This is a genomic window from Streptomyces sp. NPDC007157, assembly GCF_040634235.1.
GTDB lineage: Bacteria > Actinomycetota > Actinomycetes > Streptomycetales > Streptomycetaceae > Streptomyces.
The window spans coordinates 24767-37255 of record NZ_JBEYFE010000036.1; the positions used below are offsets into that span (position 1 = coordinate 24767).

The 12489-nt window shown below is 71.6% G+C and carries 11 protein-coding genes; 8 read left to right on the forward strand and 3 right to left on the reverse strand.

Going from position 1 to position 12489, the window contains the following annotated elements; genetic code table 11:
- Both ABZ642_RS41225 and ABZ642_RS41230 read right to left on the reverse strand, forming a co-directional pair.
- A complete protein-coding gene (locus ABZ642_RS41225; protein ID WP_360495113.1) occupies window positions 1-1509 on the reverse strand; it encodes an RICIN domain-containing protein in 1509 nt (502 codons plus the stop codon).
- 311 nt (window positions 1510-1820) lie between these two features.
- Window positions 1821-2714 (reverse strand): RNA polymerase sigma factor SigF, encoded by an 894-nt coding sequence (locus tag ABZ642_RS41230; RefSeq protein WP_360495116.1) that lies wholly within the window; start codon window positions 2712-2714, stop codon window positions 1821-1823.
- A 304-nt stretch (window positions 2715-3018) separates the two neighbouring features.
- Here ABZ642_RS41230 and ABZ642_RS41235 point away from each other — a divergent pair, with 304 nt between their 5' ends.
- The 6 genes from ABZ642_RS41235 (at window position 3019) to ABZ642_RS41260 (ending at window position 8297) form a co-directional block, all read left to right on the forward strand.
- Window positions 3019-3414 (forward strand): STAS domain-containing protein, encoded by a 396-nt coding sequence (locus ABZ642_RS41235; protein ID WP_360495118.1) that lies wholly within the window; start codon window positions 3019-3021, stop codon window positions 3412-3414.
- 174 nt (window positions 3415-3588) lie between these two features.
- Window positions 3589-4107: an ATP-binding protein gene (locus ABZ642_RS41240; RefSeq protein ID WP_360495121.1), complete on the forward strand. Its 519-nt coding sequence runs from the start codon at window positions 3589-3591 to the stop codon at window positions 4105-4107.
- A 209-nt stretch (window positions 4108-4316) separates the two neighbouring features.
- Entirely contained in the window at window positions 4317-5027 is a 711-nt protein-coding gene (locus ABZ642_RS41245; protein ID WP_360495124.1) for an LPXTG cell wall anchor domain-containing protein, read from the forward strand.
- 29 nt (window positions 5028-5056) lie between these two features.
- Entirely contained in the window at window positions 5057-5908 is an 852-nt protein-coding gene (locus tag ABZ642_RS41250) for a hypothetical protein (RefSeq protein WP_360495127.1), read from the forward strand.
- Window positions 5909-5919: 11 nt separating this feature from the next.
- Window positions 5920-6975, forward strand: coding sequence for a hypothetical protein (locus tag ABZ642_RS41255; protein WP_360495130.1), 1056 nt, complete (start codon window positions 5920-5922; stop codon window positions 6973-6975).
- A 2-nt stretch (window positions 6976-6977) separates the two neighbouring features.
- Entirely contained in the window at window positions 6978-8297 is a 1320-nt protein-coding gene (locus ABZ642_RS41260; RefSeq protein ID WP_360495133.1) for a hypothetical protein, read from the forward strand.
- A gap of 112 nt (window positions 8298-8409) precedes the next feature.
- On the opposite strand, the gene ABZ642_RS41265 is transcribed toward ABZ642_RS41260, so the two are convergent.
- A complete protein-coding gene (locus tag ABZ642_RS41265) occupies window positions 8410-9906 on the reverse strand; it encodes an oligopeptide:H+ symporter (RefSeq protein WP_360495136.1) in 1497 nt (498 codons plus the stop codon).
- A gap of 489 nt (window positions 9907-10395) precedes the next feature.
- Between ABZ642_RS41265 and ABZ642_RS41270 the strand changes: the two genes are divergently transcribed.
- On the forward strand, window positions 10396-11073 hold the full coding sequence (locus ABZ642_RS41270) for a response regulator transcription factor (RefSeq protein WP_007382513.1): 678 nt from the start codon (window positions 10396-10398) through the stop codon (window positions 11071-11073).
- Window positions 11074-11211: 138 nt separating this feature from the next.
- On the forward strand, window positions 11212-12486 hold the full coding sequence (locus ABZ642_RS41275; RefSeq protein ID WP_360495139.1) for an ATP-binding protein: 1275 nt from the start codon (window positions 11212-11214) through the stop codon (window positions 12484-12486).
- Window positions 12487-12489 lie beyond the last annotated feature (3 nt).

Here is a 12489-nt window from a genome sequence, read left to right on the forward strand (position 1 = left end):
TCAGCGCGCCCCGGCCCGCCAGCGCTGGGCCGTGCCCTCGTTCACCGGGTCCAGGGAGAGCTGGTCGTCGCCGCTCGGGGTGAGGGCCGTCTCGATGGCGATCTCCGGGCGGATCTCGCCGTCGGAGACGATCGTGAAGCGCAGGTTGTCGCCGTGGTCGCCGTCCACCGACGAGCACTCCCAGATGCCGACGCCCTTGTCGACCGAACCCCGGCTGTCCAGGCAGAAGTCGGGATCCGCGGCGGACTGCAGCACGCCCCGGTCCGTGTCGACCCGCCAGCGCTGGGTGGCGGAGCCGGAGCAGGCAGCCGTGACGACGTCGGTGCCGTTGTCGAAGTCGCCGTCCCGGACGTCCAGACAGCGGCCGGTGGCGGCGTTCACGACCTGGGCGTAGCCGGCGCCCGGTGGTCTCGGGGTGGGTGACGGGGTCGGCGAGGCGGAGTGTGTCGGGGTCGGGGTGGGCGACGCGGAGTGCGTCGGGGCCGGGCTGTGCGACGGCTTCGTGGGCGAGGGCGACGGGGAGAGGGTCGCCGTCGCCGTCACGGTCACCTGGGGGGTGGCGGGCGGTGCCGGGGCCGGGGCCGCGGCCGCCGGGGTCCGGGTGTGCCCGGCCGGGCGGCTCAGGAGCACCAGCAGCAGCGGTACGAGGGCCACGCCCAGCGCCGTGGAGGTCAGCAGGACGCGGCGGGACGGGGACCGGCGGCCGCGCGCCGGGCCGGGCTCGGCGGCCGCCTCGGCCGGGATCTCCTGCCGTACGTACCCCGTTCCGCCCCAGGGCAGCAGGCCCTCCGCGAGGGCCGTGCGGGGACTGTCCCGGAGCGCGGTCAGGTCCTCGAACGCGGCCGTGCAGTACGGGCAGTGGGCCATGTGCGCGTGCAGGTCGGCGCTGTGCCGGGGGTTCTCCGGGCGTACCGACTCCTCGATCAGCCGGCGGAAGTCAGGGCAGCGCGGGTCGTCGGAGGCGGCCAGGCGGCTGCGCAGACAGGCCTGTGCCAGCGACTGGAGCGCGGGCGGGGTGCCGTACCGGACGTCCTCGGGGGTCAGGGCGAGGTGGGTGGCCGTCCGGGCCGGGGGTTCCTGGTCCAGTACGCCGTACCAGAGCAGGCCCTGGGTGCGGGACGGCAGGGACTGGAACGCCGCGAGCAGCGGCGGGGCGGGCGGCTCGGCGGCGCCCGTCGAGTTCAGGACCAGGAGGAGGGTGGGGTCCAGGGCGGCGGAGCGTTCGTCGTGCGACCACTCGGCGGCCAGGCGCGCGGTCAGCAGGAGCAGGTGGTGGCGCAGCGGGACGACCGGTTCGGCGCCGCGCGCGATGTCCCGCGCGACGGTGGTGAAGGTCTGCGCGGTGAGCCGGCGGGCCGCCGCGTCGCCGGCCGTGCAGAGCCGGGCGTAGCCGAGGACCGCTGGCTGGTGGCGGGCGCGCAGTTCCTGGAGGGCCGGGTAGGCGGTGGCGGCGGGCGTGCGCAGGAGTTCGGTCAGGCGCGCGTCCGAGGGTGGGTTGTCCTGGACCATGGTGCACCCCTTCGCGCCGGCCTCAGCGGGCCCGTCCTTGCTGACGTACCGGCCAGTTTGGGGTGTGCGTGGGGCGCGAGGGAGGCCTTTGGCGAAAAGAGACGGCTGGGAATCGCCGCTCCGAGGGGCACGGGGCCGTGTCGGGCATACGCCTGCGGGCACCGAGGGTGTGTCCGGCATACGAGTGCGGGCACCGAGGGTGTCCGGCGTACGACTGCGGGCACCACGGGCGTCCGGCACACGACTGCGGGCGCGTGGGACGACCGGTCCCCACGCGCCCGCAGCCGTACGACTCCGGGTCACCGCTCCCGTCACTCGTCCAGCGTCAGTGCCTTCCGCAGCCGCACCAGCGTGCGGGACAGCAGCCGGGACACGTGCATCTGCGAGATGCCCAGTTCCTCGCCGATCTCCGACTGGGTCAGACCGGCGACGAAGCGCAGCGAGAGGATCTTCCGGTCCCTGGGCGGGAGTTCGGCGATCAGCGGCTTCAGGGACTCGATGTACTCGATGCCTTCGAGGCCGTGGTCCTCGTAGCCGATGCGGTCCGCCAGGGCACCCTCGGACTCGTCCTCGTCCGGCTGCGCGTCCAGCGAGGAGGCCGTGTAGGCGTTGGAGGCCGCCATGCCCTCGACGACCTCCTCGTTCGAGAGGCCGAGGCGCTCCGCGAGTTCCGCGACCGTGGGGGCGCGGTCCAGCTTCTGGGCCAGCTCGTCGCCCGCCTTGGCGAGGTCGAGACGCAGCTCCTGGAGGCGGCGCGGGACCCGTACCGACCACGACGTGTCGCGGAAGAAACGCTTGATCTCGCCGATGATGGTAGGCATCGCGAAGGTGGGGAACTCGACGCCACGAGCCAGTTCGAAGCGGTCGATCGCCTTGATCAGGCCGATCGTGCCGACCTGGATGATGTCCTCCATCGGCTCACTGCGGGAGCGGAACCGGGAGGCGGCGAACTTGACGAGCGCGAGGTTCAGCTCGACGAGCGTGTTGCGTACGTACGAGTACTCGTACGTGCCTTCCTCCAGCGACTCCAGCCGCTCGAAGAGGGTCTTGGACAGGGCTCGCGCGTCGACCGCGTCGACCTCGTCGTACGGGGGGATCTCGGGGAGGTCGAGCCCCGCGACGGATCCCTCGATGGCATCCAGTTGTTCCGGTGGGGGTGTCGACGTCGCCGTCCGGGTATGCGATGCGTCGAGCCGGGGTGACATGGTGTCCTCCATCGTTCTCGGCATAAGGCTGCCGAAGCCGTGCGTGCACTGCGGAGTGCGGCGCCTCCAAAGCCGGCCGTGTCGGTTTAGGTGTCTCTACTAGCCCTACCCGCTTCGACGAGTCACTCGCAAGTCCGTTCTATTAGCATTTGTCCGTTTGTGAGAGGTTGTTCGGGTGTCGGAGGGCGTGGAGAAGGCGTAATGTTCGAGGGCGTCGACACGGCGTTCGGCGGACATCGGTGGGCATCGTCAGACATCGGTCAGACGGTGGCAAAAGCGTCACGACCTCGGGAGAGAGACGGCAATGGACCACGGGACGGTCGGCAGCGCACAGTCGGGCCGGCTGCTGGTGGAGGTGCGGGAAGAGGGCCCCAGCGCCGTCGTGATTCCGGCGGGTGAGCTCGATCACCACACCGCCGATCTGCTGCGCGAGCCGCTCGACGATCTCCTCGACAAGGGGTTCTCGCGCCTTGTCGTCGACTGCTCGCGCCTTGAGTTCTGCGACTCCACCGGGCTGAACGTGCTGCTCGGCGCCCGGCTACGGGCCGAGGCCGCCGGAGGCGGGGTGCACCTCGCGGGGATGCTGCCCGTCGTCGCCCGGGTGTTCGAGATCACGGGGGCCGAGGCGGTCTTCACCGTCCATGACTCCGTCGAGGCCGCCCTGGCCGACGGAACCCCCGAGACCGGCGACGAGAGCTGAGTTCCGGCCCGGTGTTCGCAACCGAGGGGTGTCCCGGCGGATCGCCCGGGCAGGAGAGATCTGTCGGCGGCCGACCCGGCCCCGGTTGAGTAGGCCATACCGACAGGCCCGTACGAAATGCAGCAACGCGAGTTTATGAATCGTGAACCGGTGAAACGGTGAGGTGAAGCGCTGATGAGCACCACCCGGCCTTACCCGCCGGGCGACCGCGGCCCGGAGACCAGCGGCGTTTCCGGGATGTCCGAGGCGGCGGCGTCCGACGTGCCGTCCGCCTCGTCGGGGGGTCGTCAGGTCCGCAGGTTGCGCCTCGCCGGTGAGAGCGGGGTCGTCCCGCTAGCCCGCGACTTCGCGCGCCAGGCGCTGTACGCGTGGGGGTGGCTGCCCGCCGCGTCCGCCGACCGCAGGGCCGCCGCCGAGGATGTACTGCTCGTCGTCTCGGAGCTCGTCACCAACGCGTGCCTGCATGCGGAGGGGCCGGACGAGTTGGTCCTGGCCTGCGACAACAAGGTGATCCGGGTGGAGGTGTCCGACCGGGGGGCCGGGCAGCCGGCGCCGCGGACCCCGCACCGGGCGGGACGGCCGGGCGGGCACGGGATGTTCATCGTGCAGCGGCTGTGCCTGGACTGGGGGGTCGTCCGGGCGTCCGGGGAGACCGGGAAGACGGTCTGGGCGGAGCTGGGAGCGCCGGCGTAGGGGGAGCCGCCCGGTGTCGGTTCGCGGTTGCGGGCCGGTGGGGACGGCCGCGCCCACGCGGCGGTAGCCGCATGTCAGACACGGCCCCGCGCCCCCTTGGGGAGTGCTCACACTTCCGCCACGCCCTTTCTCTTCCCTCCTCATGGGCCCCGGCGTACCTTGACGGCCGAATCTGATACCTCGTCAGTAGCGAATGGGGTGGACCGACCGTGTCGTCGTACCCGAAACGCACCGCCGTACTCGCGTCCGCCGCCGCCCTCGCCGGCTCGGTGGTGCTGCTCGCCGCCCCGGCGGCGCACGCCACCGTCGTCGACGTCAACTACGCCTGCAAGACGCCGATCGGCGACAAGAGCGCCGTCTCGCCGATCGACATCAAGGGCGTCCGGAGCGGCAGCGGTTACAAGATCACGATGTCCTGGCAGAAGGGCGTCTCCTCCAGTCCCGTCGAACTCGGCAAGGGCGCGATGAACCCGAGCGCCACCATCAAGCTCGGCGGCGCCGACAGCGGGACCCTGAACGTGACCGGCTCGCCCAACCAGGCCGCGATACCCGCCAACACCCCCATCAAGATCAACGACTTGAGCGGCACCTACACCCCGGAGAAGTCCGGCAAGGTGACCTTCACGGCGGGCATCCTCACCATCAAGGCGCTCGGCACGACGACGACCTGCACGCCCACCAACAACCCCGGCCCGTCCCTGACCCTGGACGTGAGCGCCGCGAGCGGGGACGGCTCCACCGGCTCCACCGGCTCCGGCTCTTCGTCCGGCGGCACCGGCGCCGACTCCGCGGGCACCCTCCCGAAGACCGGTCCCGAGGATTCGTTCGTCGCGCTCGGCACCCTCGGCGGCACCGTGCTGCTCGCGGGCGCGGCCGGCGCCCTCTGGCTGACCCGGCGGAACCAGCCCGTACGCCGCTGACCCTCGGGGTCCGACCGCCGGAGCCGCCCATGCCGTCCGCCCAGTCCGTCACCCGTGTGCTCGGCCTCGCCGTGCTGACCCTGCTCGCCGCCGCCCCGCGCGCGGCGGCGGCCGGGGGCTGGTCACTCGCGCCCGCGGGCGGCGGCCGCCCGTCGTTCTACGCCGAGGGCGCCCCCGGGGCCGTCCTCCAGGACACCGTGTCGGTGACCAACCGCGGCGGACACCCGGTCACGGTACGGCTGTCCGGCACCGGCGTCCCCGTCACCTTCGCCGAGCCGAGCGTCCGCGTGCCCGCGCGCACCCGGGCCGACGTGCCCTTCACGGTGACCGTCCCGGCCGGTGCCGCCCCCGGCGACCGCTCCGGCGCGCTCGTCGCGAAGGACGCCGAAGGGCGCACCGCCACCGTCCGTGTCCGGCTGCGCGTCGGCGGCCCCACCCTGACCGCGCTGACCGTCGAACATGTCGCCGTCCACGGTGACCGCATCACGTACGAGCTGGTCAACCGGGGTACGACCGTCCTCGTACCGAAGCTCGCGGTGCACGCGGACGGGGTCTTCGGGCGGGATCTGCTCGACCGGGCCCCGCGCACCCTCCCGGTCCGCCTCGCCCCCGGCAGCCGTACCGAACTCAGCGAGCCCTGGCCCGGCCACCCCGCCCTGGACGCGGTCGAGGTCCGGCTGACGGCGACGGCGGCGGGCGGCGCGCACGACACGGCGGGCGCCCGGGCGCGGTTCGTGCCCCGGGGCGCGGTCGCGGGGACCGCGGGCGCGCTGGCGGTGGGCGCCGCCGTGACGGTCGTACGACTGCGCGGGCGCCGGGCCGGCCGGGCGACGGACGAACCCCAGTCCATGGAGACCGAGTTGACGGGAGCGGTGAGGTGAGAGCGCGTGCGATGGCGATATCGACGGCGCTGGCGGCGGTGTTCGCACTGCTCCTGACGCCCCTGGCCGCGGCCGCCGACGGGCCGGCCGTGAAGGTCTCCGAGGCCCAGGCCGGCACCGGCGGGTCGATCACCGTCAGCGGCACCGGCTGGCGGCCGCACACCCTGGTGATGATGCTGATCTGCGGCCAGGCCACCCCCGCCCGGGGCGTCATCGGCGGCACCAACTCCTGCGCCAACGCCGACGGACGGGCCGTCACCACCGACGCGAAGGGCGGCTTCGGCAAGCAACTCCCGGTCGCCGAGCCGCCGGTGCCCTGCCCCTGCGTGGTGCACGTGGCCACCGTGACCGGCGCGAAAGCCGACGCGGACGCCGTCTTCCAGGTCGCCGGGCACCCCGTGAAGGCGCTGCCCGCCGAGCCCACCGGCGGCCGTCTCGCGATGCTCACCGACATCCGCCTCGACGGCTCCTCGGGCCTGTTGACCTGGTTCGGCGCACCCCCCTCCCGCACCCTCGTCCTCACCATCGGCAACGCGGGCTCCACCACCCTCAAGGACCCCGTCTTCCAGGTGGGCACCGCACACGGCGTGTTCGCCCCCCAGTGGGACGAGCAGCAGTGGCACGGCACCCTCGCGCCCGGCAGGAAGGCGCAGATCAAGCTGCCCGTCGAACTCTCCGCGGGGGCGCACGGCGACTACACCGTCTCCCTCCGGTACGACGGCAGGGTCCTCGCCGAACAGCCCTGGGGCGTCGGCCGTCCCTGGGGCGTGACCCTGTTCTGGCTCCTGCTCTGCGTGGTCGTACCGGCCGCCGTCTTCCGCATCGGCATGGCGGTGGTGGACCGGGTACGACCGCCCCGCGCGGGCGGCATCCGTCACCGGGGCGTGCGCCGCCCGACCCTGCGCCTGTCCCGCCTGCGCGCGCCGGAGCGCGCGCCCGACACGACCTCGACCCTGCCGTGGTTCACCCCGGACAACGATCCGGGCACGGCGGCCGGTCGGCTCTCCGCACCGCACGACGACAGTTCCGCGAGTCCCACGACTCCCACCAGGAAGGGAACCACGTGACCATGCGAAGGAGAGTGACACCGGTCGGAGCGGGTGCGGCGGCGGCCGCGCTGGTCCTCGCCGGGACGGGCGCCCTGCTCGGCGCGGCCGCCGGCACCGCACAGGCGGCCGAGGTGTCGTTCGCGACCCACTGCGTACCGCCCGCCGGGGTCGCCGACCCCGTCGACGGGACCACGAAGGTGGAGATCACCGCGCCCGCCACCGCGAAGGTCGGCGACACGGTCGACATCACCTGGAAGTTCGTGCAGGCCGCGTCCAAGAACCCGGACATCATCGACCTGCCCGCCAACTCGGTGCAGCCGTCCGGCACGCTCAAGGCGGCCGGCGCCCAGGCCGCCGACATCGCCCTGCAGGGGCCGCGCGAGAACCCGGCGATCCCCAAGGGCGGCGACATGGTGCTGTCCGACATGACGGGCACGCTGAAACTGACGTCACCCGGCGAGGTGACGCTCACCCCGGACGGGTACAAGGTCAACGCGTTCGGGACGGACACCGTGTGCACCCCCTCGGGGACGGTGCCGAAGGCGGCGACGATCGAGGTGACCGGCGGCGGTTCCAGCGGCTCGGCGACCCCGACCGACACCGGCTCGGCCTCCCCGTCGTCCTCGGCGAGCCCCTCGGACTCGGCGTCGGAGTCCGCCTCCGCCTCCCCGTCCGACTCGGTCTCGGCCTCCGCCTCCGACGGCACGGGCACCGGCCAGACCGACTTCACGGGCAAGGAGGTCGACGTCCCCTACGCCTGCAAGACGCCCATCGGCGACAAGAACGCGACCTCGCCGGTGCAGATCAACGCCAAGAAGAACGGCGGGAGTTTCGACCTCACCGTGCAGTTCAACGGGTCGGTGATGGACAGCCCCGCGGACATCCCGGCGAACTCGGTGAAGCCGTCGATGGAGGTGGTCCTGGGCGGCGCCGACAAGGGCACGGTCCATGTGGAGGGCCCCACCAACTCCTCCGCGATCAAGTCCGGCGACCCGATCGACATCCCGGACCTGACGGGCACGTACAAGCCGGGGGCGAGCGGCGAGTCGACGCTGTCGCCGGGCGTCCTGACGGTCGAGGCCCTCGGCACGACCACGACCTGCACGCCGACCAAGACGGCGGTCTCCCTGACCCTGGACACGACCGAGCAGGCGAGCGGCGCGTCGGGCGGCTCGTCGACGTCCGGTGGCTCCTCCGGCAGCTCCAGCAGCAGCGGCGGCCTGGCGGAGACGGGCGACAGTAGCAATGGGGCGCTCAAGGCGTTGGGCCTGGTGGCAGGAACGGCGATTCTGCTGGGCGGCGCGGTGTTCACGTTCATGCCTCGGAAGAGGACCAGGTGATCCGCCTTTAGGGGCGCGGGGAACCGCGCGCCGCGCCGCGTCCGGCGGATAGCCGAAACACAAGAGGGCCACCCCATTCGAAAGAATGCGGTGGCCCTCTGTCAGAAGACGATCAGTGAACGTCGCCCATGAGTTCCCGGACCTTCTTCCGGTACATCCACACGGCCGCACCGGCGAGCACCGCCAGCACCGCCTGGAACGCCACGATCCCCGTCTTGTTCAGGTCGACGCCCGCGATGGAGAGCAGACCGGTCGTCGCGTCGCCCGCGGTGACCGCCAGGAACCACACGCCCATCATCTGGGACGCGTACTTCGCCGGAGCCATCTTGGTCGTCACGGACAGACCCACCGGGGACAGCATCAGCTCACCCACGGTCTGCACGAAGTAGATCCCGACCAGCCACATCGCGGCGGCCTTGTGACCGCCGTCGGCGATCGACAGCGGCGCGAGGAACAGGAAGAACGACGCGCCGATCAGCACCAGACCACCGGCGAACTTGACGGCCGTGCTCGGCTCCTTGCCGCGCCGCGCCATCGCCAGCCACGCCCAGGCGAAGACCGGCGCGAACGCCATGATCATGACCGGGTTGACGGACTGGTACCAGGAGACCGGGAAGTTCCAGCCGAAGATGGTGTTCTTGGCGGAGGCGTCGGCGAACAGGGAGACGGTCGAGCCACCCTGGTCGTAGATCATCCAGAAGACGGCCGCGGCCACGAAGAACCAGATGTACGCGCTCATCTTGGACTGCTCGGCCCGGTCCAGGTCCTTGTCGCGCTTGATGCGGGCGATGACGAAGACCGGGATCAGCAGACCGGCGACGGTGATCGGGACCAGCAGCCAGTTCAGCGTGTAGACGCCGGAGACACCCACGACGACGTAGAAGACCGCGGCGACGGCGGCCCAGAAGCCGGCCTTCGTCAGCGTCGCCTTCTTCTCCGCGGCGGACAGCGGCGTCGGGACGATGTCCGAACGCGAGCTCAGGTGCCGCGTACCGAGCAGGAACTGGGCGAGGCCCAGCGCCATGCCGAGCGCGGCCAGCGCGAAGCCGAGGTGCCAGTTGTAGTTCTCGCCGACCGTGCCGATGATCAGCGGCGCGGCGAAGGCGCCCACGTTGATGCCGATGTAGAAGAGCGTGAAGCCACCGTCACGGCGCGGGTCGTCCGGACCTTCGTACAGGTGACCGACCATCGTGGAGATGTTGGCCTTCAGCAGACCTGAGCCTATGGCGACCAGGCCGAGACCCGCGAAGAACGTACCGGAGCTGGGCAGCGCCAGCGTCAGGTGGCCGAGCATGATGATCACGCCCGCGACGGCGACCGTCTTGCGGGGGCCGAGCACCCGGTCGGCGAACCAGCCGCCCGGCAGGGCGAGCAGGTACACGAGCGACAGGTACACGGAGTAGATCGCCGTCGCCGTCGCCGCGGTCATGTGCAGGCCGCCGGGAGCGACCAGGTACAGCGGGAGCAGGGCCTTCATGCCGTAGTAGGAGAACCGCTCCCACATCTCGGTCATGAAGAGAGTGGCCAGTCCGCGGGGGTGGCCGAAGAAGGTCCTCTCGGAACCGGGGGTGCCCGGTCGGACCGAGTCCTTCGTCAGGCTGGACGCCATGGGTCGTTCCTTGCTGGTCGGGACGCGCGGTGGGGCTGTGCGCGCCCGTGGGGGGAGTGGCCGGCACCGGCGGGTCGGACCGTCCACCCCACGCCCAGGGGAGTCCGCCCCGGATCACGGAGCGGCGGACGGCGACCACCGGGATCCACGCCCCGTGACGCTGTGTCGCGTCCGGAGCCCGGCCAGAGGTCATTCCTTTCAAGGCCGGCCGGGGCCGACCCGCACACAAAAGAGACCTTCAGTGTCAAAGCCCACCAAAGGTCACCGGGTGTACTACAGGCGTTCACGTCACTGTACGTCAGGACACTGCCGTATATGGAAGGACTTGAGACACGGATCACAGGTGTCGGGGGAACCGCGTGCCCGCTTTCGAAGGCCCCTCTACCGTCTCACCTCTCGCCCACAGGTTCGTACCACTGTGCCCCAAGGTAAGAATCCCTGGTGCCGATCACACCCCGGCACAGCGCGTAATCGGACTACCATCACCCCATGACCCGTGTACTGCTCGCCGAGGACGACGCGTCCATTTCGGAGCCGCTGGCCCGCGCACTGCGCCGGGAAGGTTACGAGGTCGAGGTGCGCGAGGACGGACCCACCGCGCTCGACGCCGGAATGCAGGGCGGCATCGACCTGGTCGTGCTCGACCTCGGGCTGCCCGGCATGGACGGCCTGGAGGTCGCGCGCCGACTGCGTGCCGAGGGCCACGCCGTACCGATCCTCATCCTGACCGCGCGGGCCGACGAGGTGGACACCGTCGTCGGCCTGGACGCGGGCGCCGACGACTACGTCACCAAGCCGTTCCGGCTCGCCGAACTGCTCGCCCGGGTACGGGCGCTGCTCCGCCGCGGCGCCGCGGAGCCCGCGCAGCCGCCGGCCACGCACGGTGTGCGGATCGACGTCGAGTCGCACCGGGCGTGGATGGGGGACGAGGAACTCCAGCTCACCGCGAAGGAGTTCGACCTGCTGCGGGTGCTCGTACGGGACGCCGGGCGGGTGGTTACTCGTGACCAGTTGATGCGGGAGGTCTGGGACACGACGTGGTGGTCCTCGACCAAGACGCTCGACATGCACATCTCGTGGCTGCGGAAGAAGCTCGGTGACGACGCGGCGAACCCGCGGTACATCGCTACGGTGCGTGGTGTGGGCTTCCGGTTCGAGAAGAGCTGAGTGTGGATCGACGTGGGTGGTACATCACACTGCGCGACTGACCGTCGTGGGTGACTGGTCGCGCCCACGCGGCGGAGCCGCACATGTCTGCGCCCCGCGCCCCTGGCGGGGCGCTGAAGTCGCCCCTCGGAGAATCCTGTGCGTCGTCGTCTGATCCAGTCCACCCTCGCTGTCGTCCTGGTCGTCATCGCGGTCTTCGGCGTGTCTCTCGTGATCGTCGAGTCGCGGACCATCAGCAACAGCGCCCAGGAGCGAGTGGACTCCGAGGCGCTCCGGCTCGCCAGCATCGTCGACAGCCGCATCCTCGGGGACGAGGACGTCACCGCCGAGATACTGCACAGCCAGGTCGGCAAGGACCAGTACGCCGTCATCCGGATCCCGGGCAAGGCGCCGATCGAGCTCGGGGTCCGGCCCGAGGGTGATGTCATCCACTACACCGTCGACGGCGAGGAAGGCGAGACGGTCACCGTCCAGGAGCCGCGGTCCACGGTGACCCGGGAGGTCGGCCGTACGCTGCTGATCATCGGGGCCGTCGCGCTGCTCGCCGTGATCGCCGCCGTGCTGCTGGCCATCCGGCAGGCCAACCGGCTCGCCTCCCCGCTCACCGACCTCGCCGAGACCGCCGAGCGGCTGGGCTCCGGCGACCCGCGCCCCCGGCACAAGCGGTACGGCGTCCCGGAGCTGGACCGGGTCGCGGACGTGCTGGACTCCTCGGCCGAGCGGATCGGGCGGATGCTCACCGCCGAGCGGCGGCTGGCCGCCGACGCCTCCCACCAGCTGCGCACTCCCCTCACCGCCCTGTCCATGCGCCTTGAGGAGATCACCCTCACCGACGACCCGGACACGGTGAAGGACGAGGCGAACGTGGCGTTGACGCAGGTGGAGCGGCTGACCGATGTCGTGGAGCGGCTGCTGACGAACTCCCGCGACCCGCGCACCGGCTCCGCCGTCTCCTTCGACCTGGACGAGGTCATCCAGCAGCAGCTCGCCGAGTGGCGCCCCGCCTACCGCAGCTCGGGCCGGGCGATCGTCAGCTCGGGCAAGCGGCATCTGCGGGCGGTGGGCACGCCCGGCGCGGTCGCGCAGGTGCTGGCCGCACTGATCGAGAACTCGCTGATGCACGGCGGCGGCACGGTCGCCCTGCGGACCAGGGTCACCGGTAATCAGGCGGTCGTCGAGGTGACCGACGAGGGCGCCGGGGTGCCCGCGGATCTCGGCAACCGCATCTTCGAGCGCACCATCAGCGGCCGTAACTCCACCGGGATCGGGCTGGCCGTCGCCCGTGACCTCGCGGAGGCCGACGGCGGCCGTCTGGAACTGCTCCAGGCCCAGCCGCCGGTGTTCGGCCTGTTCCTGTCCCGCACCCCGCCGGCCCACAAGCCGCCGGACGACGACCGGCCGACGGTCCGCTAGAAG